Annotated in this window: 25 protein-coding genes; 19 read left to right on the forward strand and 6 right to left on the reverse strand. The window is 26.8% G+C overall.

Annotated elements, in window-relative coordinates; translation table 11 throughout:
• Positions 1-482 precede the first annotated feature (482 nt).
• Both tatA and argS read left to right on the forward strand, forming a co-directional pair.
• Entirely contained in the window at positions 483-716 is a 234-nt protein-coding gene (tatA, locus tag AMYT_RS01455) for a twin-arginine translocase TatA/TatE family subunit (RefSeq protein WP_114840790.1), read from the forward strand.
• A gap of 11 nt (positions 717-727) precedes the next feature.
• Complete coding sequence (gene argS / locus AMYT_RS01460) at positions 728-2,317, forward strand: arginine--tRNA ligase (protein WP_114840791.1); 1,590 nt, start codon at positions 728-730, stop codon at positions 2,315-2,317.
• Between the two features lie 139 nt (positions 2,318-2,456).
• On the opposite strand, the gene rsfS is transcribed toward argS, so the two are convergent.
• Both rsfS and nadD read right to left on the reverse strand, forming a co-directional pair.
• The gene (gene rsfS / locus AMYT_RS01465; protein ID WP_114840792.1) at positions 2,457-2,783 is read right to left on the reverse strand and encodes a ribosome silencing factor; all 327 of its coding nucleotides are present in this window, start codon (positions 2,781-2,783) and stop codon (positions 2,457-2,459) included.
• A gap of 1 nt (position 2,784) precedes the next feature.
• Positions 2,785-3,330 carry a nicotinate (nicotinamide) nucleotide adenylyltransferase gene (gene nadD / locus AMYT_RS01470; RefSeq protein ID WP_114840793.1) on the reverse strand — a complete coding sequence of 182 codons (546 nt, stop codon included), beginning with the start codon at positions 3,328-3,330 and terminating at the stop codon, positions 2,785-2,787.
• A gap of 91 nt (positions 3,331-3,421) precedes the next feature.
• Between nadD and gap the strand changes: the two genes are divergently transcribed.
• The 9 genes from gap to dxs all read left to right on the forward strand — a co-directional run bounded on the left by gap (position 3,422) and on the right by dxs (position 13,337).
• The gene (gap, locus tag AMYT_RS01475) at positions 3,422-4,420 is read left to right on the forward strand and encodes a type I glyceraldehyde-3-phosphate dehydrogenase (RefSeq protein ID WP_114840794.1); all 999 of its coding nucleotides are present in this window, start codon (positions 3,422-3,424) and stop codon (positions 4,418-4,420) included.
• Between the two features lie 8 nt (positions 4,421-4,428).
• Entirely contained in the window at positions 4,429-5,625 is a 1,197-nt protein-coding gene (locus tag AMYT_RS01480) for a phosphoglycerate kinase (protein ID WP_114840795.1), read from the forward strand.
• Positions 5,626-5,627: 2 nt separating this feature from the next.
• Positions 5,628-6,338: a triose-phosphate isomerase gene (locus AMYT_RS01485; protein WP_114840796.1), complete on the forward strand. Its 711-nt coding sequence runs from the start codon at positions 5,628-5,630 to the stop codon at positions 6,336-6,338.
• On the forward strand, positions 6,339-7,163 hold the full coding sequence (gene fabI / locus AMYT_RS01490) for an enoyl-ACP reductase FabI (protein WP_114840797.1): 825 nt from the start codon (positions 6,339-6,341) through the stop codon (positions 7,161-7,163). It begins immediately after the preceding gene.
• A gap of 138 nt (positions 7,164-7,301) precedes the next feature.
• Positions 7,302-8,510, forward strand: a complete 1,209-nt coding sequence (gene lysA / locus AMYT_RS01495; RefSeq protein WP_114843126.1) for a diaminopimelate decarboxylase — start codon at positions 7,302-7,304, stop codon at positions 8,508-8,510.
• Positions 8,511-9,290 carry an HAD-IIA family hydrolase gene (locus tag AMYT_RS01500; RefSeq protein ID WP_114840798.1) on the forward strand — a complete coding sequence of 260 codons (780 nt, stop codon included), beginning with the start codon at positions 8,511-8,513 and terminating at the stop codon, positions 9,288-9,290. It begins immediately after the preceding gene.
• A complete protein-coding gene (gene pheA, locus AMYT_RS01505) occupies positions 9,287-10,354 on the forward strand; it encodes a chorismate mutase (RefSeq protein ID WP_191287678.1) in 1,068 nt (355 codons plus the stop codon). Before AMYT_RS01500 ends, pheA begins: the two co-directional genes overlap by 4 nt.
• 64 nt (positions 10,355-10,418) lie before the next feature.
• Complete coding sequence (hisC, locus tag AMYT_RS01510) at positions 10,419-11,525, forward strand: histidinol-phosphate transaminase (RefSeq protein ID WP_114840800.1); 1,107 nt, start codon at positions 10,419-10,421, stop codon at positions 11,523-11,525.
• Between the two features lie 9 nt (positions 11,526-11,534).
• Positions 11,535-13,337, forward strand: coding sequence for a 1-deoxy-D-xylulose-5-phosphate synthase (gene dxs / locus AMYT_RS01515; RefSeq protein WP_114840801.1), 1,803 nt, complete (start codon positions 11,535-11,537; stop codon positions 13,335-13,337).
• Here the strand turns inward: dxs and AMYT_RS01520 are convergent.
• Positions 13,334-13,726, reverse strand: a complete 393-nt coding sequence (locus tag AMYT_RS01520) for a tautomerase family protein (protein WP_114840802.1) — start codon at positions 13,724-13,726, stop codon at positions 13,334-13,336. The genes dxs and AMYT_RS01520 overlap by 4 nt on opposite strands.
• A 10-nt stretch (positions 13,727-13,736) precedes the next feature.
• Positions 13,737-14,282 carry a septum formation inhibitor Maf gene (maf, locus tag AMYT_RS01525; RefSeq protein WP_114840803.1) on the reverse strand — a complete coding sequence of 182 codons (546 nt, stop codon included), beginning with the start codon at positions 14,280-14,282 and terminating at the stop codon, positions 13,737-13,739.
• 74 nt (positions 14,283-14,356) lie between these two features.
• On the opposite strand from maf, the gene AMYT_RS01530 reads away from it, so the two are divergent.
• The 5 genes from AMYT_RS01530 to AMYT_RS01550 all read left to right on the forward strand — a co-directional run bounded on the left by AMYT_RS01530 (position 14,357) and on the right by AMYT_RS01550 (position 18,573).
• On the forward strand, positions 14,357-15,301 hold the full coding sequence (locus tag AMYT_RS01530) for a ketopantoate reductase family protein (protein WP_114840804.1): 945 nt from the start codon (positions 14,357-14,359) through the stop codon (positions 15,299-15,301).
• A 306-nt stretch (positions 15,302-15,607) separates the two neighbouring features.
• Positions 15,608-16,534, forward strand: a complete 927-nt coding sequence (locus AMYT_RS01535) for an AEC family transporter (RefSeq protein ID WP_114840805.1) — start codon at positions 15,608-15,610, stop codon at positions 16,532-16,534.
• Positions 16,535-17,107, forward strand: a complete 573-nt coding sequence (locus AMYT_RS01540) for a hypothetical protein (protein WP_114840806.1) — start codon at positions 16,535-16,537, stop codon at positions 17,105-17,107.
• A 3-nt stretch (positions 17,108-17,110) separates the two neighbouring features.
• Complete coding sequence (locus tag AMYT_RS01545) at positions 17,111-18,040, forward strand: AEC family transporter (protein WP_114840807.1); 930 nt, start codon at positions 17,111-17,113, stop codon at positions 18,038-18,040.
• A 47-nt stretch (positions 18,041-18,087) separates the two neighbouring features.
• Positions 18,088-18,573, forward strand: coding sequence for an NlpC/P60 family protein (locus AMYT_RS01550; protein WP_114840808.1), 486 nt, complete (start codon positions 18,088-18,090; stop codon positions 18,571-18,573).
• Here the strand turns inward: AMYT_RS01550 and AMYT_RS01555 are convergent.
• Both AMYT_RS01555 and alaS read right to left on the reverse strand, forming a co-directional pair.
• Entirely contained in the window at positions 18,570-19,049 is a 480-nt protein-coding gene (locus tag AMYT_RS01555) for a hypothetical protein (RefSeq protein WP_114840809.1), read from the reverse strand. The genes AMYT_RS01550 and AMYT_RS01555 overlap by 4 nt on opposite strands.
• On the reverse strand, positions 19,049-21,604 hold the full coding sequence (gene alaS, locus AMYT_RS01560) for an alanine--tRNA ligase (RefSeq protein WP_114840810.1): 2,556 nt from the start codon (positions 21,602-21,604) through the stop codon (positions 19,049-19,051). The genes AMYT_RS01555 and alaS overlap by 1 nt, the downstream gene beginning before the upstream one ends.
• A 131-nt stretch (positions 21,605-21,735) precedes the next feature.
• Here alaS and trxA point away from each other — a divergent pair, with 131 nt between their 5' ends.
• From trxA to AMYT_RS01575, 3 genes are read left to right on the forward strand one after another with little or no spacing between them, the layout of a single operon-like run.
• A complete protein-coding gene (trxA, locus tag AMYT_RS01565) occupies positions 21,736-22,053 on the forward strand; it encodes a thioredoxin (protein ID WP_114840811.1) in 318 nt (105 codons plus the stop codon).
• 58 nt (positions 22,054-22,111) lie between these two features.
• Positions 22,112-24,277: a sensor histidine kinase gene (locus AMYT_RS01570; protein WP_114840812.1), complete on the forward strand. Its 2,166-nt coding sequence runs from the start codon at positions 22,112-22,114 to the stop codon at positions 24,275-24,277.
• Positions 24,277-24,933, forward strand: a complete 657-nt coding sequence (locus AMYT_RS01575; RefSeq protein WP_114843127.1) for a response regulator transcription factor — start codon at positions 24,277-24,279, stop codon at positions 24,931-24,933. Before AMYT_RS01570 ends, AMYT_RS01575 begins: the two co-directional genes overlap by 1 nt.
• The last annotated feature ends 41 nt before the right edge of the window (positions 24,934-24,974 follow it).

Genomic DNA, 24,974 nt, shown 5'->3' on the forward strand with positions numbered 1-24,974 from the left:
AAAAAAAACTCAATAAAAAATCATATAATTATCATATGACATAAATGCGACTAAATGGTCTTTTTAAAAAGAAAATAGATTTTAAATAATAAATTTATAATAAATCAATCAATAAAAATATATTTATTTTATAACTTTTAGTTATTCTAGTATTAGAAAAAATAATATAATTATAAATGACATAATTTAAGAAAAAGGCTTTTTATTTTTAATTGGAATATTATAAATAAGGTATTATTGAAATTATAATTAAAGATAAAAACTCAATATAATGACACTTTTAAAAATTAAGAAAAAAAATTATATTTAAAATAGAAAAAAAGATAAATTTTTATAAATTATTTTTTTTAGTTATTTAAAAATTGAAAAGAAATTGTTTAATTGTAAGCTAAATAAATATTTTATATATAAAAAATTTTAGACATTTTTTTTAAGTATTAAGAGGATATAATTAAAATCTAAAAAAATATTAGGAGTCTACTATGGGTATGCCAGGTGGTATGGAATGGATTTTAATTGCTTTAGTAATATTATTGCTATTTGGAGGTAAGAAAATACCTGAATTAGCTAAAGGCTTAGGAAGTGGTATTAAAAATTTCAAAAAAGCAGTTAAAGAAGACGATGATGAAGTAGCAACAGCAGATAAAAAAGAAGAAATTGAAAAAAAAGCTGAAACTACAACAACAGAAAAAAAAGAAGAATCTAAAACAGTATAAGAGAATTAAGATTGCAAAAAATAGTTAAAAAATATATAGAAGAAATTTTACAAAAAGATATTGTTCTAGAAAAACCTAAAGATATATCTCTAGGTCACTTTGCAACGCCTGTTGCTTTTTCTTTAGCAAAAGAGCTAAAAAAATCTCCAATGGTAATTGCAGAAGAATTAGCTTCTAAATTTAGTGAAAGTGAAATGTTTGAAAAAGTTGAATCAGTAAAAGGATTTATAAACTTTAAATTATCAAATGATTTTTTACAATCACTATGTGAAGAGGCTCTTACTTTAGGAGAAGATTTCGCAAAAGCTGAGAAAAAAGAAGAAAAAATTCTTCTTGAATATGTAAGTGCAAATCCTACTGGACCACTACATATTGGTCATGCAAGAGGGGCAATTGCTGGTGATACTTTAGCAAGAGTAGGAAGACATTTGGGATACGATATAACTACTGAGTATTATGTAAATGATGCTGGTGCTCAAATGGAGTTATTAGGAATTTCACTTGCTTTAGCTGGACAAGAATCTATTTTAAAACAAGATGTTGTTTACCCTGAAAAATACTATAGAGGAGATTATCTTTTTGATATAGCAAAAGATGTAGCTTTAGAATTTGGACAAGAAGTATTTAATGATGAGTCTAAATATGAAGAATTAGCATTTTATGCAAAAGATAAAGTCTTAGATATTATTAAAAAAGATATGAAAGATATTGGTATTGAATTTGATAATTATATTAGTGAAAAATCTTTATACTCATCATGGGAAACAACAAAAGAGGTATTAGAGAAAAACGGTTCTTTATATACAAAAGATGATAAGGTATGGATAAAGTCTACACAATATGGTGATGATGTGGATAGAGTTGTTGTAAGAGACAATGGAATTCCTACTTATTTAGCAGGTGATATTATCTATCATAAAAATAAATATGATAGAAATTATGATAGATATATAAATATTTGGGGTGCTGATCACCATGGGTATATTACAAGAGTTAAAGCAGCTATTGAGTTTTTAGGAAATGATTCTTCAAAACTTGAAGTATTACTTTCTCAAATGGTTCAACTATTAAAAGGTGGTGAACCATATAAAATGAGTAAAAGAGCTGGTAATGTTATTTTAATGAGTGATATTGCTGAAGAGATTGGTTCAGATGCTTTAAGATTTGTATTCTTAACAAGAAAAAGTGATACACATCTAGAGTTTGATTTAGATATCTTAAAAAATCAAGATAGTTCAAATCCAATCTTTTATATTAATTATGCCTATGCTAGAATTAATCAAATATTTAAAAAAGCAGAGCTTACTTTTGATGATGTAAAAGGTGAAAGTTTTGAGAATTTAAATAAAGATGGTTTAAATCTTGTTTATGAAGCCTTACTTTTCCCATCAGTTTTAGATGAAGCATTTAATAAAAGAGATATGCAAAAGATAACTGATTATTTACATTCTTTAGCAGCTTCAGTACATAGATTTTATAATGAGTATAAAATTGTAAGTTCTGATGAACAAAATCAATACTTAAAGGTATTGAGTTTAGTTGCATTAACAATCAAAGTAGCTTTAAATTTATTAGGAATAAAGGCTAAGGAGATAATGTAATGAAATGGTTTATTTTAATTTTTGTTATAGCAATTGGATATGCAATACTAACAGGAAATATGGGTGGCGCTAAAAATGCAACAGCAAATTATAATAAACTTTTATCAGGAAAACCTTAATATTAAAGAAGAATAAAGATTTACTCTTTATTCTCTTTTAGTTCTGATAAAAACTCTTCAAGGTTATATTTAGCTCTATGATTTTCACTCATTAAGTGAATAAAAATATCACCTAAGTCGATAATTGTCCATTCATCATCTTCATCAACTCTTAAAAAATCTTCACCAAGTGGTTTTAAATCTGTTCTTAAATGATTTAATAATGCAAATGCATGTTTTGGATTTAGTGTTGTTGCAATAACAACATAATCAACTATATAATCTTTTGAAGATAAATCAATAACCTCAATGTTTTCAGCTTTTTTATCATCTAAGATAGATTTTATTTTCTCAATTCTATTGTTCAAATTAATTGCCCTTTTTTAATAATGATTTAATATCATCTTTTATTTTTTTTGGTATGTAGTCTAAATTGATATTTTCTCTTAAGTTAGTAGAACTAATATCAATATCAATATCTAAAGTCTTAATATTATCAAAATTTTCATTTAAAAATCCAACTCTTTTAGCAACTATGAATTCAACTTCATTTTTTAATTTATCATAATTGTTCCAAGTATTTAAATTTTTAAAATTATCGCTTCCAATAATTAAATATATTTTTGATAACTTATAGTTATTTTTTAAATATTGGATTGTCTCATATGTAGAAACTTTTCTTTTTTGTAAAATTTCAAAATCTAATACCTTTACTTTTTCATAATCTTTAAAAATCTTTTTAAGTAAGGCATATCTTTTTTCAGGTTCTAAATGAAAATTTTGCTTAAAAGGATTTAAATATGTAGGCACAATAAAAAGCTTATCAATTTCAAGACTTTCTAAAGCCTTAATAACAATCTTTTCATGTGCAATATGTGGCGGGTCAAAACTGCCTCCAAATAATGCTATACGCACTTAAATTTTCCTTTTGTCATATGATTAAATAATATTATAGCAATTTTTGGATAAAATATCTAAAAATTACAAATAAAGATAAAGGTATAGTATGGCTGTAAAAGTTGCAATAAATGGTTTTGGAAGAATTGGAAGATGCGTTGCAAGAATTATCGCTGAAAGAGATGATGTGGAATTAGTTGCTATTAATGACACTGCAACTGCTGAAATGTTAGAGTACATTACTAAATATGATACTGTTCATGGTACTTTTAATGGTGAAGTTAAAGTTGAAAATGGTTTTTTAAAAATGGGAAAAATCAATGCTAAACTTTATTCAACAAGGGATGCAAAAGAATTAACATTTACTAAAGATTGTGGTGCTGAGGTTATTTTAGAGTGTACTGGGGCATATTTAACTCAAGAAAAATGTCAAGTTCATATTGATAATGGTGCAAAAAAAGTTGTTATGTCTGCACCAGCAAAAGATGATACTCCTACTTTTGTAATAGGGGTAAATGAGGATAAATATGCAGGTGAAGCAATTATTTCAAATGCTTCTTGTACTACAAACTGCTTAGGTCCTGTTGCAAAAATCCTTGATGATGCATTTGGAATTGAAAAAGGTTTAATGACTACAATTCACTCATATACAAATGACCAAAATATTTTAGATGTTAAACATCAAAAAGATAAAAGAAGATCAAGAGCAGGTGCGCTTAATATGATTCCTACTACAACAGGTGCTGCAAAAGCTATGAAATTAGTAATGCCTCAACTTGATGGAAAACTACATGGTCAAAGTGTAAGAGTACCAACTCCAAATGTTTCTATGGTTGATGTAAACTTAGTTGTAAGAAAAGCTACATCAAAAGAAGAAGTTAATGCATTATTTGAAGAAAAAGCAAAACAATTAGCGGGAATTGTTGCTGTTGATAATGATATGATGGTATCAAGTGACTTAGTTGGAAATACAAATTCAACTATTATTGCTGCTGATTTAACTCAAGTTATTGGGAATGATATGATTAAAGTAATGACTTGGTACGACAATGAGTGGGGATATTCTTCTAGATTAATTGATATGGCTGTTTTTGTAGCTAATAAATAAGGAAGTAGATGAAATTACAAGAGATTAAAAATATAGATATTTCTGGAAAAAGAGTATTTATAAGATGTGATTTTAATGTACCAATGGATGAGTACAATAATATTACTGATGATAGAAGAATCAGAAGTGCTTTAAATACAATTAGATATTGTATTGATAATGATTGCTCTGTTATTTTAGCTAGCCATTTTGGAAGACCAAAAAGTGGTTTTGAAGAAAAATATTCATTAAAACCTATTGCAAAAAGATTACATATTCTTTTAAAACAAGATGTAAAAATGGCAGAAGATGTTGTGGGTGAAACAACTTTAAAAACAGCTGCAAATTTAAAAAGTGGTGAAATTTTATTATTGGAAAATATGAGATTTGAAGAGGGTGAAACTAAAAATGATGAAAAGTTAAGTGCAACTCTTGCTTCAATGGCTGATGTATATATCAATGATGCTTTTGGAGTTTCTCATAGAGCTCATGCTTCAGTTGAAGGAATATCAAAATATTTTGATATTGAACATAAAGCAGCAGGATTTTTATTAGCTAAAGAGATTAAATTTTTCCATCATATTGTACATAATCCAAAAAGACCATTTGTTTCAATAGTTGGAGGTTCAAAAGTATCTGGTAAACTTGAAGCTTTATATAATCTTGTTCCAAAAGTTGATAAGATGATTATTGGTGGAGGAATGGCATTTACATTTTTAAAAGCTTTAGGATATGAAGTTGGGAATTCTTTAGTTGAAGATGATTTAATTCCTGAGGCTTTAAAAGTTATGGAAGAAGCAAAAAAACAAGGTGTAAAATTCTATCTTCCTGTAGATGTTGTTGCAGCTGAAGCTTTTGATGCTGAAGCTTTTGCAAAACCAACTACAATTCAAGAAATTCCTAAAAATTGGATGGGATTAGATATTGGTCCAGCAACAGCAATGTTATTCTCTCAAGCACTTGAAGATGCACATACTATTTTATGGAATGGACCTATGGGTGTATATGAAATGGAAAAATTTGCAAAAGGAAGTGCTAAAATTTCCCATGCAGTTGCTGCTTCATATGCTACTACTGTTGTTGGTGGTGGAGATACTGCTGATTTAGTAAGAGTTACTGGTGATGAAGATGAGATGACATTTATCTCAACTGGTGGTGGAGCTTCTTTAGAATTAATTGAAGGTAAAGTTCTTCCAGGTGTTAAAGCACTAGTAATTGAGGAATAATGATGGCAATTATTGCATCAAATTTTAAAACAAACCATACTAGAAAATCTACTAATGAATTTATTCAAACTGTAAATAACTATTTAGTAGAAAATAAGATTTCAAGTGAAGTTTATGTATTTCCTACATCAACTTCACTTGATACTTTCCAAACTGTTTCAAACTTTTTTGTAGGGGCTCAAAATGCATACGCAACAAAAAATGGCTCTTTTACAGGAGAAATTGGAACAGAACAATTAGATGAATTTAATATTAAAACAATTCTAATTGGGCATAGTGAAAGAAGACATATTTTAGGTGAAACACAAGAAGAAATTGCAAAAAAATTTAATTTCTATAAAGAGTTAGGATATAAAATTATCTACTGTATAGGTGAGCCTTTAGAAGTAAAACAACAAGGTTTAGAAAAAACTTTAGAGTATATTTATGAGCAATTTATAGGAATTGATACAAATTATGAAAATCTTATTTTAGCATATGAACCAGTTTGGGCTATAGGAACAGGAGTTACTGCTACAAATGAAGATATTATTAATGTACATGGTGCAATTAAAGAAAAGATTTCTAAGCCACTTTTATATGGTGGAAGTGTAAAAGTAAATAATGTAAGAGAAATTTGTTCTTTAAATGGTGTAGATGGAGCATTAATAGGAACAGCTTCTTGGATTAAAGAAGATTTTATTCAAATTTTAAAAAATACAAAGGATATATAGATGTTAATGAAAGGTAAAAAAGGTGTTATTTTAGGAGTTGCAAATAATAAGTCAATTGCATATGGTATTGCAAAAGCTTGTGCACAGCAAGGGGCTCAAATTGCATTTACTTACTTAAATGAAGCGTTACAAAAAAGAGTTGAACCAATAGCTGCTGAATTTGGTAGTGATAACTTAGTTTATCCTTGCGATGTTAGTAAACCAGAAGAAATAAAAGCTTTAAAAGAGTCTTTAGAAAGAGACTTAGGACAAATTGATTTTATTGTTCACTCAATTGCCTTTGCACCAAAAGAGGGATTATCTGGAAGATTTTATGATATTTCAAGAGAAGCATTTGATATTGCTATGGATATTTCTGTTTATTCATTAATTGAAGTTGTAAGGGAATTAAAACCATTATTAAGTGATAACTCTTCTGTATTAACTTTAACATATTATGGTGGAGCAAAATATATTCCAAACTATAACTTAATGGGTATTGCAAAAGCTGCATTGGAAATGACAACTAAATATTTAGCTGAAGATTTAGGAAAAGATGGAATTAGAGTAAATGCTATTAGTGCAGGTCCTATTAAAACTTTAGCTGCTGCTGGAATTGGTGATTTTAGATTTATGTTAAAATGGAATGAAGCACACTCTCCATTAAAGAAAAATGTAACAATTGATGAAGTTGGAAACTCTGGAATGTACTTATTATCTGATTTAAGTAGTGCTGTAACAGGTGAGATTCATTATGTAGATGGTGGATTTAATATTATGGGTATGCCAGCTGTTGAATTTGTAGATGGAAGACCAAGAATTGCTTGGAATGGAACTGATAAATAAGTTTTAAATTTTATAAAAATCTTAACTAAGTATCTACATTGATGTGGATTTCTTAGTAAGGTTTTTTTAATAAAAAGTTTTTATTTAGAATTTATGGAAATTTTAAATAGAAATTTTACAAATTATAGGGAAAAAAGAATGAGTATTAATTTTAAAGAGTTAGCAGATAAATATCAAACACCATATTATGTTTATGATTTTGATTATATTACTGATAGATATAATGAATTAAAAGGTGCCTTTAAAGCAAGAAAATCTTTAGTTGCATATGCTGTAAAAGCAAATTCAAATCTTTCTGTAATAAAACATTTAGCTAATCTTGGAGCAGGAGCTGACTGCGTTAGTATTGGTGAAGTAAAAAGAGCTTTAAAAGTAGGAATTCAACCATATAAAATCATTTTTTCAGGTGTTGGAAAAATTGATAGTGAAATTAAACAAGCTTTAGAACTTGGTATATTAATGATAAATGTTGAAAGTGATGCTGAGTTAAATAGAGTTGAAGCTATTGCTAAAGAATTAGGTGTAGTTGCTAGAATTTCTATTAGAGTAAATCCAAATATTGATCCGCAAACGCATCCATATATTTCAACAGGCTTACATGAAAATAAATTTGGAGTTGATATTGATACTGCAAAAAGAATGTATATTCAATGTAAAAACTCTGAAAATTTAGAGCCAACAGGAATACATTTACATATTGGTTCACAATTAACTCAATTAGAGCCAATTAAAGAATCAGTTAAAATAGTTGCAGATTTAGTAAGAAATTTAAAAGCTATTAAAATTGAACTAAATTTCTTTGATGTTGGTGGAGGTTTAGGAATTGTATATAAAGATGAAAAACTTATAGATACAAATGAATATGCACAAGTTATTTTAGAAGCTTTATTTGGTTTAGACTTAACAATTGTATGTGAACCTGGAAGATTTTTAGTGGGTAACTCTGGTACTTTTATTACTAAAGTATTATATGAAAAAGTAAATGGAAATAAAAGATTTGTTATTGTTGATGGAGCTATGAATGATTTAATTAGACCATCATTATATAATGCTTACCATAAAGTTGAAGTTTTAAATGATAATAAAGAGTTTAGTGATTGTAATTTAGTAGGTCCTGTTTGTGAAAGTGGAGATTTCTTTGCAAAAAACATTCAACTACCAAAAACACAACATAATGATTTAGTTGCAGTTTATAGTGCAGGGGCATATTGCTTTACAATGGCAAGTAACTATAATACAAGAGGAAAAGTTGCAGAAATTGCTATTGAAAATGGGGTTGATAGATTAATTAGAAAAAGAGAAACATTTGAAGATCTTATTTCATTAGAAGAGGAATATATAAAATAAATGTATTTTATTGATGTACAAGGAACACTAATTGATGATATAAATAAAGAACCAATTAGTGGTGCAATAGAGTTTATAAATACTTTAAATGAAAAAAAAATACCATATGTAGTAATTACTAATAATACAAAAAAACTTAGTAGTGAATTTTTTAGTTTTCTTAAAAATCTAGGGTTTAATATAGGTGAAACAAACTATATAGACCCTTTTGTAATTTTAAAAGATGTGGCAAAAAATAAAAAAGTTGCAGCTTTTGGACAAGAGGATTTTTTTGACTCATTAAAAAAAATGGGATATGAATTAGATTATGATAAGCCTCAATCTTTAATGGTTTCAATAAAAAAAGAATATACAAATGAAGACTACTCTAAGATGATAGAGTGTGCTTTAAAAACAGATGATTTAATAGGTATGCATGAAACTTCAATATACTCAAAAGATGGCTCAAGGTATCCAGGTGTTGGGGCTATTATGAGTATGATTAAATTTGCTGTAAATAAAGAGTATAAGGTTGTTGGAAAACCAAGTTTTAATTTTTATGATGAGGCTAGAAAACTAATTGGTGCAAAAAACTTTAATGAAATTACTATTATAAGTGATGATATGATGGGTGATTTAGTAGGTGCTAAAAAACTTGGTATGAAAGCTATTTTAGTTTTAAGTGGAAAAATAAAAGATGAAAAAGAAGTTTTACCAACACTTAAAGAGGAAGAAAAACCTGAATTTATCTGTAAAAATATGAGTGAAGTTTTAAAACTTTTTACTAAGGGAGAATTATGAGTGAAAAAGGTTTAAAAGAGCTTAGAAATAAGCTTGATAATATTGATAATGAATTATTAGAACTTTTAAATAAAAGAATGGATATTGTCCATGAAGTTGGTGTATTAAAAGCTCATAGTGGTGGTTCTATTTATAGACCTGAAAGAGAAAGAGAAATTATTGATAGACTTGAACTTTTAAATAAAGGTAAACTAAATAGAAGTGCAATAGAAGCACTTTTCTTAGAAATATTTGCAATTTCTAGAAATATAGAATTACCTGAAAATATTGCCTTTTTAGGACCTGAAGGAAGCTTTACACATCAAGCTGCTGAGTCTAGATTTGGGGCAATGAGCTCATATCTTCCAATTGGGTCAATTTCTGGTGTTTTTAGAGAAGTTAGTACACAAAAAGCAAAGTTTGGTGTTATTCCAATAGAAAACTCATCAAATGGAATAGTAAGTGATACTATTAATTGTTTAACTAAATATAATTTAAAAATCATTGCAGAAGTAATACTTGATATTCATCATACTTTAGCAACTACTTGTGATAAAATAAAAGATATTAAAAGAATTTATTCAAAAGATATAGCCTTTGAACAATGTAGAAGATTTTTGGAAAATGTAGGTTTAGATGAGGTAGAACATATACCTGTTGAATCAACTACAAAAGCAGCTAAATACGCTGTAAAAGAGAAGAATAGTGCAGCAATTTGTTCTCATGTTGGTGCTAAAATGTATAACCTTCCAATTTTATTTGAAAATATTGAAGATAAAGATAATAATAGAACAAGATTTTTTATTGTAAGTGATTTTGAAAATGCAAAAAGTGGAAATGATAAAACTTCAATTTTAGTAAAACTTCCAAATAGAAGTGGTATTTTAGTTGAATTTCTGACAGATTTTGATAAAGCAGGAATTAACCTTACAAAGATTAAATCACATATTGTAGAGGGTAATTCTATCTTCTTTATAGATTTTGATGGACATAAAGATGATGAACATATAAAAACAATATTTGAAAAACATAAAGAGAGTATAAAATTCTTAGGTTCTTATGTAAAAGAAGCAGATGATATTTAAAAAAATAATTTAGTTTTTTTTAAAGCTAAAGTGTTAAAATCAAAGTTTAATATTAGGGAAAAAAATGCAGTTTAAAAAAGTTTTAGATGAAGTTAAAATTTATGAAGCAGGTAAGCCAATAGAGCTAGTTGTAAGAGAATATGGAGTAGATGTAAAAGATATTATAAAACTTGCATCAAATGAGAATCCTTATGGAACATCTCCTAAAGTTACTGCAAAAATTCAAGAGCTTGCAAAAAATATGTTTATGTACCCAGATGATTCAATGTTTGAGTTAAAAGATGCCTTAGCAAAAAAATTTGATATGGAAAGCTCAAATATTATAATTGGTTCAGGAAGTGATCAAATTTTAGAGTTTGCTATACATGCAAAATGTGATGAAAATTCTAAACTTCTAATGAGTAAAACAACGTTTGCAATGTATGAAATTTATGGTAAACAAACAGGTGCAACTATAATTAAAACTGAAGATGATCAACATAACTTAGAACAATTTAGAAAATTATATAAAGAAAATGGTGCAGATATTATTTTCTTATGTTTACCAAATAATCCTTTAGGTGAATGTTTAGATACAAAAGAAGTATATAAGTTTTTAGAAGAAGTTTCTCCTGAAACTTTAGTAATTGTTGATGGGGCTTATCAAGAGTTTGCTGCTTTTAAAGATGAAAATAAAAAAATAGATGCAAAAGATATTATTTCTAAGTTTCCAAATGTAATTTATTTAGGAACATTTTCTAAAGCTTATGCTTTAGGTGGAATGAGAGTAGGGTATGGTTTAGCAAATAAAGAGATTATTAAAAATCTTTATAAACTAAGACCACCTTTTAATATTACAACTTTATCTTTAGCAGCAGCTATTGAAGCACTTAAAGATGAAGATTTTGTGTCTGAGACAATTAAAAGAAATTTTGAAGAGATGAAAAGATATGAAGATTATGCAAAAACTAGAGGTTTTTCATATATTCCAAGTTATACAAACTTTATAACATTAAAATTTGATGATAAATATATTTCTGCTGAAGTAGCGCAAAGTTTACTTAAAAGAGGTATTATTATAAGGGATTTAACAAGTTATGGGGTTAATGCTATTAGAATTACTATTGGAAGAAAAGAGCAAAATACTAGAGTTTTTGAAGTCCTAGATGAAGTATTAGAAAGTTTAAATTAAAGATAAAAAATGAATATTAAGAGTAGAAATTTAGGCCAATTAGAAGAACTTTGCAGTGATATTAGAGAAAGAATAATAGATGTAGTTTCTAGAAATGGTGGACATTTTAGTTCAACATTAGGTGCAGTTGAATTAACTGTTGCTATGCATAAAGTTTTTGATGTACAAAAAGATCCATTTATTTTTGATGTATCACATCAATGTTATCCACATAAACTATTAACTGGAAGATGGGAAGAGTTTGAAACTATTAGACAGTTTAGAGGATTAAGTGGATTTACTAAGCCTAAAGAGAGCAGTGCTGATTACTTTGTAGCAGGACATAGCTCTACTTCTATCTCTTTAGCAGTTGGGGCAGCAAAAGCAATAAAATTAAAAAAAGAGAAAAGAATACCTGTTGTTATGATAGGTGATGGTTCTATGACAGCAGGAATGGTTTATGAAGCTTTAAATGAATTAGGAGATATTAAACTTCCTGTTGTAATTATTTTAAATGATAATGAAATGAGTATTGCAAAACCAATTGGTTCTATTTCTAAATATTTAAGTAAAATTTTAGCTGGAAAATTCTATCAAAGTTTTAGAGAAAAAATTGATAGAAATATTATTCAAAAACTTCCTGAGGGAGCTACTTATATAGCTAAAAAAATAGAAGAAAGTATGAAGCTTATCACTCCTGGTATTATTTTTGAAGAGATGGGAATAGATTATATAGGTCCAATAGATGGACATAATCTTGAAGAAATTATAGAAACTTTAGAGATTGCAAAAGCTATGAATAAGCCTGTAATTGTCCATGCAAGAACAGTAAAAGGAAAAGGCTACTCAATTGCAGAGGGTCAGCATGAACATTGGCATGGAGTAGGTCCTTTTAATAAAGATAATGGTGAATTTATAAAAAAAGTAAGTGCAAAATCAGCAACAGCTGTATTTGCAGATGCTTTAGTAAATCTAGCAACAAAATATGATAATGTTGTAGGTGTAACTGCTGCAATGCCAAGTGGAACAGGTATAGATAAACTAATGAAAGAATTCCCAACTAGATTTTGGGATGTGGCAATTGCTGAACAACATGCAGTAACTTCAATGGCTGCAATGGCAAAAGAAGGCTTTAAACCCTATATAACAATATATTCTACTTTTTTACAAAGGGGATATGACCAAATTATTCATGATGTTTGTTTAATGTCTTTACCTGTTGTTTTTGCAATAGATAGAGCAGGAATTGTTGGTAATGATGGGGAAACGCATCAAGGTGCTTTTGATATTTCATATTTAAGATTTTTACCAAATATGGTACTATTTGCACCAAGAGATGAAGAGACATTAAATTTAGCAATAGAATACTCATATACTTTAGATAAACCATGTGCAATAAGGTATCCAAGGGGTGCTTTTACACCATTAAGCTTTAAAGCTACAGCTTTTGAATTTGGTAAAGCAGAACTTTTAAAAGAAGGAACTTCAAATAAACTATTTATAGGTTATGGTGCTGGAGTTTCAAGAGCCTGTGAAACACAAGAACTTCATAAAGAAGATATAGCAATACTTGATTTAAGATTTGTAAAGCCACTTGATAAAGAGTTATTAAAACAATTATCTAAAAAATATAATGATTGGTATATCTTTAGTGATTCTCAAAAGCAAGGTGGAGTAGGTAGTGCTATTTTAGAGTTTTTAAATGAAGAAAAAATTAATATTAATTTAACTTCATTTGAATATGAAGACCATTTTATTGAACATGGAGATACTAAAGTAGTGGAAGAGAGTTTAGGGCTTCTTCCTTCTTTATTAGTAAATAAAATTAATTAAGCTAAAGGGTCTTCACCCTTTGCCCATGTGGCTAAATATCTTTCAATTAGGTGAAAATCCTCCCCTTTATGCTGTGTAAAAGTAATATATTGGTTTCTATTTTCAATTTCAAATAGTTCATTTACAATTGACATAAATCTTAATGCAAGCTCTCTTCTTTGCTCAATACTTCTTCCTTCTCTAATATCAAGATTCATTAAACAAATATCATCACCTTCTATGGCTCTACCAATACTTACATCAAATCGATTTAGCTCTTTTATACTTATAGCTATATGATCAACTCCTGTATTCATAACTTCACTAAAAGTATCTCTTATTTTTTTATAGAACTCTCTTTTTGTACCATCAAGAAGTTTTTTGTTTATTTCAAATTGTAAATGAGGCATAGTTTGTCCTTTATAAATATGGTTTTAGTTTTTCAACACAAAGTCCCATTGCTGTTGATTCGTATCCTTTAACACTTTTTATATATGGTTTACAAAAGCCCTCGACCATAATAGCACCAGCTTTTCCCATACACTCTTTTGAGTCTAAATATTCTTGCATATGTTTTAGGTCAAATTTATCAAATTCATATGTTGTAATAGAAATATCAATAAGTTCTAATTTTTTTGATTTATATATCATACAAGAGATAACTGATGTTTTATTTGCACTTTGTAGTTGCAACATTCTTTTTGCATCATCTAAATCTTTTGCTTTTCTTAAAAGTTCATTATTACAAGTAACCACGCTATCAGCTACCAATAAAGGTAGCTCTTCTATACCATATTTTTTATAGAGTTCTTCAAATTTTCCTTTTGTTGCCTCATAACAAAAAGCTTTTGGATTAGTTGTAATAATACTGTCTTCATCAAAATTTCCACCACTTTGAATAAAATCAATTCCAAAATTTTTTAATAATAATGCTCTTGTTGGTGAATTTGAACCAAGTCTTATCAATATTATGCCTTTTTTATTTTTATTATACATAATTTATATATAATTAATTTTAAAAAAGCTTTATAGGAAATATAATGAATTTTATTGTAATTGGTGCAGGTGGAGTTGGATCCTTTTACGGAGTAATATTAAAAATGCAAGGGCATAATGTAAAATTTGTTGTAAGAGGTAAAAATTTAGAATATTTTAAAAATAACAAATTAAAACTAACTCATCCTAATTTTACTTTTGAAGAATATATTGATGTTTTAGATATAAATGAACTAAAACAACTTGATATAAATAATATTGATGCAGTGTTTTTAGCAACTAAATCTATGAGTACAGAAGAAATATGTAAAGATTTAGCTTTATGGAGTAAAGATAGGGAAAAACTTCCATATTTTATCTCTTTACAAAATGGTGTTGAAAATGAAGATAAAATGCTAAAGTATCTAAAACAAGAGTATGTTATTGGAGGACTTACAAGATTAATTGCAGCACATATTGTAAAGCAAGGTTTAGTAGATGCTGTAGGAGAGGTACAGACAATCTTAGGTGCATTAGTTCCTACAAATGAAAATAAATTATTTTTAAATAAATTAAAAGAGCAGTTAGATAAAACAGGAACGACTACTATTTTAACAGATAATATAAGATTAGAGTTATGGAAAAAACTAATTATAAATAATGGAGTTAATGCTATTTGTGCTTTACTTGAAGAAAAATCTGGAACACTAATAAATAATGAAAAAACTTCAATATTGGTTTATAATCTTATGAAAGAAGCAGCACTTGCTTCAAATGCTGTTGGAGTAAATATCTCTGAAAATGATGCAAAAGAGATGTTTGAATTAATGAAAAGTTTTGAATCTATTGTTCCTTCTATGTGGGTAGATAAACAAAATAATAGAGATTTAGAACTTGAAGATATTTGTGGAGTGGTTATAAAAAATTGTAAAAAGCAAGGAATTGATGCTGCATATACAAGAAGTGTTTCTACTATTTTAGAGGTTTTATATAATAAATCAAGGGCATAAAATACTTTTGATTTAAAATTTCAGAAAGTTTCATTAAAATATGCAAAAGTCATACTAAAGTCATCTGGTTATATTATAATTCCAGCATAAGAAGTAAATGTGAAGTATATTTGTTACTACAAAATATATAAACATAGTGTAATTATTATAAACTTATTCTGGATTTTTCTCCCTCTCCATGATTTTTATTATCACATTTACTTCCTTATCCTTTCTAATCTTAAATCTCAAAAATTAAATTAAAAATATAAAGTATTATTCAATGAGATTTTAGCTATATTTATAGCTTTCAATATAAGGAAAGCTATGAACTTATTTTTTATACTATTAGGAAAAATTTTACCACTTTATTTAAATATATTTATAGGTTATTTACTTACTAAATATTTAAAAGTTAAAAGAGATTTAGTTGCTTTTCTACTTGTTTATATTTTAGGACCAATTGTTATTTTCTTTGCTACTTTATCAATTGAGATTAATATGCAAATGGTATTTTTACCTTTATTTGTTTTTCTTTTTGGAAGTGCGATTGCTTTTTATATTTTAATAAGGTATAAAAAACATTGGAGTGATGCTAGTATCAATACTTTAGCTTTTACTTGTGGTACAGGAAATACAGGATATTTTGGTATTCCTTTAGCTATGTTATTACTTGAACCTCAAGTTGCAAATATCTTTATTTTTGTAACTTTAGCTTCTTTATTATATGAAAATACAACAGGATTTTATGTAACTGCGAAAGGTAACTTTACAGCCATACAATCAATAAAAAAAATATTAAAACTTCCCCTTTTATACGCATTTATTATGGGAGTTGCTTTAAATATAAATGAAGTAAAAATTCCAATAGAAATAGTACCATATTTTGAAAATCTAAAATGGGCTTATGGAATTTTAGGTATGATGATGCTTGGAATGGGATTAAAAGGTTTTAATTTAGAAGAGGATTTTGATAAAAAGTATATAAAAGTTGCTTATTTATATAAATTTATTTTATGGCCTTTTGCTATGTTACTTCTAATAAATCTAGATAGATATTTTTTTGATTTTTTAAATGAAGATATTTATAAAGTTTTATTTTTAGTTTCAATTGTACCACTTGCTGGAAATACTGTGACTTTAGCAATATTACTTAAAGCAAAACCTGAAAAAGCAAGTTTTACTGTACTTTTAAGCACTTTAATCTCTATACTTTATATACCAATAGTTCTATCTTTATATGGAGGGTTTTAAATGAAAAATATTTTATTATTTATTACCGTTTTAGTTTTTTTTACTGCTTGTACACCATCTACTATAAATAAAGTCTCTCTTAGTTCAAATAAAATTATTTTAGAGAATAAAAATATAATTCACACTTTTAATGAATGTACAAATTTCTCATATTATGTAAATGAAGAAAATAAAGAGTATGGAAAATTATTTATTGAATATATTGATTTAAATTCTAGCTGTAAATGGAATGGTTTTCAAAGGGGATTTTTTGAAGAATTATTTAAATCTACACTTAAAATTAAAAGTATGAAAATAGTAGAGCAGTTTGATTATAAAAACTTTGAGTTTACAACTTATTTAATAGATGAAAAACAGTATTTAAATCTAATTTATAACTATGAAGTTTTTAAAGATATATTTATTTTAGATTATAGTGGAAAACTATCACAAGAGTATATTCAAAAATTTGATAATTTATATAAAAGTAAATATCTAAATAAAAATAGATTTTTGAAAAAATATAATAAAAGCTTAGTAAATATGGCTACTTTTAATGGATATTTTTCTAAAGAAAAATTTCTTTTGGATTAAAAAATGGGACTTTTTTTAACTTTATTATTAAAAATTACACCTTTATATTTAAATATAGTATTGGGCTATATTAGTGTAAAAATCCTTGATATAAAAAGAGAATCAATAGCAAATTTAGTTATATATATTTTGGCTCCAATAGTTGTATTTTCTGCTACTATTAGTGTAAAAATAGATTATACTTTAATCTCTTTGCCAATTTTCTTTTTTATTTTTTGTTCTTTTACTGCAATATTAACTTATACTTTATGTAAAAAATATTGGAGTGATGCAACTTCTAATGTTTTAGCTTTTAGTGCTGGTACTTCAAATGCAGGATATACAGGAATCCCTTTAGCTTTGATTTTTTTTGACCATACTTTCGCAGATATTTATATTTTTACTATGTTAGGTTTTATTTTTTATGGAAATACAACAGGATTTTATATAAGTGCAAAAGGAAACTTTACAGTTAAGCAATCTTTATTAAAAGTTGTTAGACTTCCTATTTTGTATGCTTTTATTTTAGGGCTTATTTTAAATATAAATGGGGTTTCTATTCCAGAAGAGTTATTTATTTATACTTCCCAATTTAAAGGTGCTTATGGGATTTTGGGGATGATGATTTTAGGGATGAGTTTAGTGGGACTTAAAAAAAGTAGTGATTTAGATAAAAAGTTTATACTTATAAGTTTTTTTATAAAATTTATTTATTGGCCTTTAGCTATCTTATTTTTTATATATTTAGATAAAACTATTTTTAATTTATATAATAGTGAAATTTATAAGATGATGTTTTTATTTTCTATTTTACCTTTGGCAAATAATAGTGTAACTTTAGCTATTTTACATGGAATAAAACCAGAAAAAGCAAGTATAACTATTTTGCTTAGTACAATATTTTCTATAATATATATTCCTATAATGCTAGTTTTATATGGTGGGTTTAACTAAGAATCTTTTGTTATAATATTTTCTAAAAAGTAACTTTTGGGGCTAATATGTTAAAAAAATATCTATTTTTATTTTTAATACCTCTATTTTTTACTGCTTGTTCTTATACAACAAATCCTTTAGTTAATCCTAATATTGAAAATATACAAAGTGATGATGAATTAACAAATCTTTTGTTAAATCATTATTATGAATGGAAAGGTGTAAAGTATAAGTATGGAGGTAATTCAAAAAAGGGAATAGATTGTTCTGCTTTTATTCAAAAAACCTATATAACTAAATTAAATGTAAAAATTCCAAGAACTACTTATTATCAATCAAGAGTAGGAAAAAGTGTAGCAAAAATTAATGCAAAAGCAGGAGATTTAGTATTTTTTAAAACAGGTAAAAATAGTCGTCATGTGGGTATTTATTTAGATGATGGAAAATTTATGCATGTTTCAAAGAAAAAAGGTGTGATTATTTCTAGTTTAGATAATATTTATTTTAAAAAACATTTTTGGAAAATACAAAGGGTATTAGAGGAGAATTAAAGTCCTCTTAATACAACTCCTAAGTAAATGGCAGTTAAGCCTAAGATAATATTTAACGGAATATAATATTTTGCAATTGGTAAAAGTGTTTTTTTACAAGCTTCAAAATCACCTATTTTAAAATATTTTTGGGCTTTATTTCTTCTTAGGTAAATAGTTATAAAAACTATTGCCATTATTGTCCAAATAATCTCTTTTGTCATGGCAATTGAGTATAAAGATGACTTTTCAAAGCCTAAAGCCAAAATCATTATAATAGCTGTAATTAAAAGGGTTAAAATAGTTGGTATTACCATATAAAAGAATCTTTTTAAATTTTCTAAAGTTCTTTCAAGTCTAAGCTTTGGTTCTTGTATTTCTTGTATAGAGTAATGAATAGCAAATCTAATTGCTATCATTCCTCCTACCCAAATTACAGCACTAATTACATGCAAAAAAACAATTAATGCAGAGTAATTTTGAAAAAATTCAGACATTATAAATTTGCTTTTACAAACTCTAAAGCTTTTTGTTTTGCTTCTTCAACTTTAGTAACATCTTTTCCACCTGCTTGTGCGAAGTCTGGTCTTCCTCCACCACCTCCACCAACAATTGGAGCAATATTTTTAATCCACTCACCAGCTTTAATATTTGTATTTTTACTTCCAGCAACAATCATTACTTTATCATCTTTTGCTTGAAGTAATAAAATTGCTAATTTTTCATTTGCATTTTTTAAATCATCAACAATTTTCTTTAAATCACCATTTGAAACCACATCAACAATAACTTTAGTTCCATCAATAATTTGCTCATTTAATGGTGCTTGTGTTGCATTTTGAGCAACTTCTAGCTCTTTTTTAAGCTCTTTTATTTGGTCTTTTAATTTTTTTATTCCAAGAAGTACATCTTGATTTTTAACTTCTGTTTGAATCTCTTGGTATTTAGAAATAATTTCATTTGTATAGTTAATTGCTGCAACTCCACAAACTGCTTCAATTCTTCTAACTCCTGCACTAACTCCTGATTCTTTTAAAATATAAAAGCTTCCAATATCAGCACTATTTCTTACGTGAGTTCCCCCACAAAATTCAACACTTACTCCACCAAAATCAACAACTCTTACCATATCACCATATTTTTCACCAAACATAGCAATAGCACCTTTGTTTTTAGCTTCTTCAATAGGTAATTCTTCAATATTTGAAGGAATTCCTCTTACTATCATAGAGTTTACTAAATCTTCAACCTCTTTTAGTTGTTCATAAGACATAGCTTTTGGATATGTAAAGTCAAATCTTAATCTAGAAGAGTCATTTAAAGAACCTGCTTGTGCTACATTTTCTCCAAGAACCATTTTTAATGCTGTTTGTAAAAGGTGCGTTGCACTATGGTGTTTTGCCACTTCATATCTATTTACAACCACACATGCAACAGTTTCACCAATAGTTAAATTTGATTTTGATACTTTAATTTTTGAAAGATTTAAATCAAAGAATTTTTTAGTATCTAAAATTTCTGCAATATGATTTTCATCTTCAATAACTCCAATATCTCCACTTTGTCCACCTGACTCAGCATAAAATGGTGTTTTATCCAACATAACCCAACCATTTTGTCCTGCACTTAAAGTAGAAACCTCTTTAAAGTTTTCATCTAATAAACTAATAATTTTTGAGTTATATGCTGTTTGGTTATATCCTACAAACTCATTTTTCCCATATTTTTCTAATAATTGTTTAAAATCACCATCAGTTGCACTATCTCCACTACCTTTCCACGCAGCTTTAGCTTTACTTTTTTGCTCATTCATTAATCTATCAAAAGTTTCAATATCAACTTCAATATTTTTATCTCTTAACATATCTTGAGTTAAGTCTAAAGGGAAACCATATGTATCATAAAGTTTAAAAGCAACCTCACCAGAGAATTTTTCTTTAGTGATTTTTAACTCTTCTTCAAATAAAGACATACCAGATTCAATAGTTTTAAAAAATCTATCTTCTTCAAGTGTAATTTGTTCTTTTATATACTCTTTTTGTTCTCTAATTTCATTGTAATGGTTACCTACAATAGAATCTAAAGTTTCAACTAAGTTTGCCATAAAAGGTTTTCTAAACCCTAAAAGATAACCATGTCTAACAGCTCTTCTTAAGATTCTTCTTAAAACATAACCTCTACCTTCTTTATCAAATAAAATCCCTTGTGCAATCATAAATGATACGGCTCTTAAGTGGTCAGCAATTACTCTAAAACTTCCAATAGTCTCTTTTGTTGCTTCTTTTTTAGCAAGCTCTTGAGTCTTTTTTATAATAGGTAAAAATAAAGAAGATTCAAAATTATTAAATTTACCTTCTTTAATAGCAACAACTCTTTCAAGACCCATACCTGTATCAATAGAAGGTTTTGGAAGTGGAGTCATCTTTCCACTTGCATCTCTTTCATACTGCATAAATACTAGGTTCCATATCTCTAAGAATCTATCACCTTCTCCACCTAAATAATCTTCATCACTTCCAAAGTTTTCTTCACCTTGGTCATAAAAGATTTCAGAACAAGGTCCACAAGGTCCTGTATCACCCATTGACCAAAAGTTGTCTTTATCTCCAAATCTTTTAATTCTATCAGCACTAATATAATTTTGCCAAATTTCGAAAGCTTCATCATCACTATCGTGAACAGTAACCCATAATTTATCTTTAGGTAAAGCTAAATTAACTGTTACAAACTCCCAAGCATATGCAATTGCATCTTCTTTAAAATAGTCTCCAAAAGAGAAGTTTCCAAGCATCTCAAAAAGTGTATGATGTCGTGCAGTGTAACCAACATTTTCTAAGTCATTATGTTTTCCCCCGGCTCTTACACATAACTGACAACTTGTTGCTGTTTTATTTTCTGGCGTGGGAACAGCTCCTGTAAATATATCTTTAAACTGTACCATTCCTGCATTTGTAAATAATAGTGTAGGATCATCTGGAACTAAAGGCATACTTGAAATTACCTCATGTCCTTTGCTTTTAAAAAAATCTAAATACTCTTTTCTTACATCCATGAAATTTTCCGTTCTTAAATTAAAGATAATATTTTACCCAAAATAAAATTTATACAAGATTAGTACGACTTATATTTAAGTTTAGCTTAGTATAATTATTAAACTTTATATTTTGAAAAGAAGGGATTGTGATGGGAAAATATATTGATTTAACACAAGATAATTTTGATAGTACAGTTGCAAATGGAGTATCTTTAGTAGATTTCTGGGCTCCTTGGTGCGGACCTTGTAGAATGTTAGCTCCTGTTATTGAAGAATTAGGTGCTGATTTTGAAGGTAAAGCAAATATTTGTAAAGTAAATACAGATGAGCAACAAGACTTAGCTGTTAAATACGGAATTAGATCTATTCCTACTATTATTTTTATGAAAGATGGTGAGATTGTAGATCAAATGGTTGGTGCTGCTTCTAAACAAGCATTAGCTGATAAAATAAACTCTTTATTATAATTTATAGATTAGGGATATACCCTATCTATAAATTCTACTACTAAAACTTAGGATAAAAGTGAAATTTTTAAGAAATCTTTTTCTTTTTATTACTCTTTTTAATACTTTTTTATTTGCGCAGTTTGAAAAAAATATACTAATTTTAAATTCCTATCATAGGGGATTTTTATATAGCGATAATATTATAAAAGGTATTGAAAATAGTTTTTATAAAACAGATGAAATAGATGTAAATGTTTTATATATGGATTATAAAAGAGTTAATCAAAAAGGTTATTTAAATAAGCTTTTAGAGTTATACTCTTTGCAATTAAAAAATAAGCAGTATGATACAATTATTGCTATTGATAAATTTGCATATGATTTTGCCATAAAAAATAAAGATAAGCTTTTTAATAATATTCCTTTAATTTATACAGGAATAGAGACTTTAAGTGAAAAACTTCCTTTAAATCATTATTCTGTTTTATCAAAAAGAGATATTACTGAAAATATAAAATTTATAAATAGAGTAATGCCAAAACTTAAAAAACTCTATATAATAAATGATTCATTATCTTATGAAAAAACAAATCTTTTAGTGGAAGAGGCTTTAAAAGATAAAAGAAAAAGATTTGAAATTGAATATATTGAAAAATCAACTTTAGAAGAAATAACAAAAAAGTTTTCAACTTTCAAACGCAATGAAGCTATATTTTTTATTAAGTTTTATGAGGATAAAACTAAAAAACTAAATAAAGATAATCAAATAGAAAGGCTAATTCATAATATAAAATTACCTATATTTATAACTGATGATTTATTTTTAACAAAAGGGGTTGTTGGGGGTAAACTTGTACCTATTACAAAATTAGGTAATGTTTCTGGAAAATTAGCTTTAGATATTCTTGCTAAAAAACAAAATAATCTAAAAAACAATAAAATATATATAGATTATGACTATAAATTTGATAGTTTAAAATTAAGAGAATTTAATATAAGCCCATACTACTTTTATAATAAATATGAGATTATAAATAAACCTTTAGATTTTTTTCAAAGGCATAGGGATTTACTTGAAATTTTATTTTTACTTTTCCCTTTATTGGTTTTATTAGTTATTGGACTTTTACATAATATTTATTATAGAAGAAAAACAGAAAATTTATTAAAAGAGAGAATAGAGTTTGATGAGACTTTATTAAATGCAATTGAAAGTCCAATTTTTTGGCAAAATAGTGAAGGAAAAATTGTAGATTTTAATACAAAATTCTGTTCTATGATAGATATTCCTGCACAAAATTTATATTTTAGTAGATTAAAAAAATTTAGAACAAATAAATATGTTGGAAGATTATTAGAAGTTTTAGAAAAATATGAAAGAAATCCTCAAAAATATTCACAATTTACTTTTGTAAATAAAAATTTTGAAAAAAAAGTTCTTTTAATAAAACAAGCAACATATAAAAATGATGGTATAGATTTAGGTTTAGTTACTATTTTTACTGATATTACAAAAGAAATAGAAATAGAAAAAGAAAAAGAAAGAAATCAAGAGTTTTTAATCCAACAATCAAAACTTGCAGAAATTGGAGAGATATTTTCAGCAATTGCACATCAATGGAAAGCTCCACTTGTAGAAATAACTACAATAGCTCAAGAGAGTTTTTATGCAAATGGTGAAAATAATAAAGAAAATGAATCTTATGTAAAAGATATTATGACTCAAGTTAAATATATGAATGATACAATAAATGATTTTCAAGATTTTATTAAACCTTCAAATAAAAAAACAACTTTTGATATTTATGAAGCAATTACTTCTTTGCTTAAAATTGTAGAACATAATATTAAATTTAACTATATAAAAGTAGATATAACTTTAAAAGAAAATACAAATGTTAGAGTTTATGGTTATAGAAATGAGTTTATGCAGTCTTTTTTAAATATTATAAATAATGCAAAAGATGAGTTAGTAAAAAAAGATTTTAAAAATAGGTCTATAAAAATAGAGATATTTAATGATCAAAATAAACTTTTTGTAAATATTAAAGATAATGCTGGTGGGATTGATGAGAAGAATATAGAAAATATTTTCAATCCATATTATTCAACAAAAGAGAGTGGAAGTGGTATTGGATTATATATGGCAAAAGTAATTATAGAAGATAAAATGCATGGTAAAATAACAGTAAGAAATACAAAAGTCGGTGCTTGTTTTACTATTATATTGGAGCAAAATTAATGAAAATTCTAGTTTTAGAAGATAATGAAAGACTACTAAAGCTAATAAGCACCTCTTTGGAAAAAGAGGGTTTTATTGTGGATTGTTTTGATAATGGTGATGAAGCTTTAGAAGCTTTAGAAAATGGTTATAAATGTTTTATTTTAGATATAAATGTACCATCAATTGATGGAATTACTATTTTAGAATATATTAGAATGAATCATAAAGATGTTCCTGTACTAATTATTAGTTCAAACCATGACTTAGAAAAGATTGAAAAATCTTATAAAATGGGATGTGATGATTATATTAAAAAACCATTTTATATTTTTGAACTTATTCAAAAAGTTACGAAACTTTGTAGTCCAACTTCAAATAAGTTTTTATTAACAGATGAGTGTTTATATGATATAAAAGAGCATAAATTATATATAAATGGCGATGAGGTAGAATTAACAAAAAAAGAGATTTTATTTTTAGAACTTTTTGCTTTAAATTTACACCATGTGGCAAGTTATGATGAAATTATAAATTATGTTTGGGAAGGGGAAGAAACAAATCTTACAAATATAAGAGCTATGATAAAAAGATTAAGAAAAAAACTTCCAACTGATAGTATAACAATTGTAAAGGGAATGGGATACTCTTTAAGTAAAAATGCTAGATATATTTAAAAAAAGTAACCCAAAAAATCATTTACTAGATGAAAAAGAGC

The organism is Malaciobacter mytili LMG 24559 (assembly GCF_003346775.1).
Taxonomy (GTDB): domain Bacteria; phylum Campylobacterota; class Campylobacteria; order Campylobacterales; family Arcobacteraceae; genus Malaciobacter; species Malaciobacter mytili.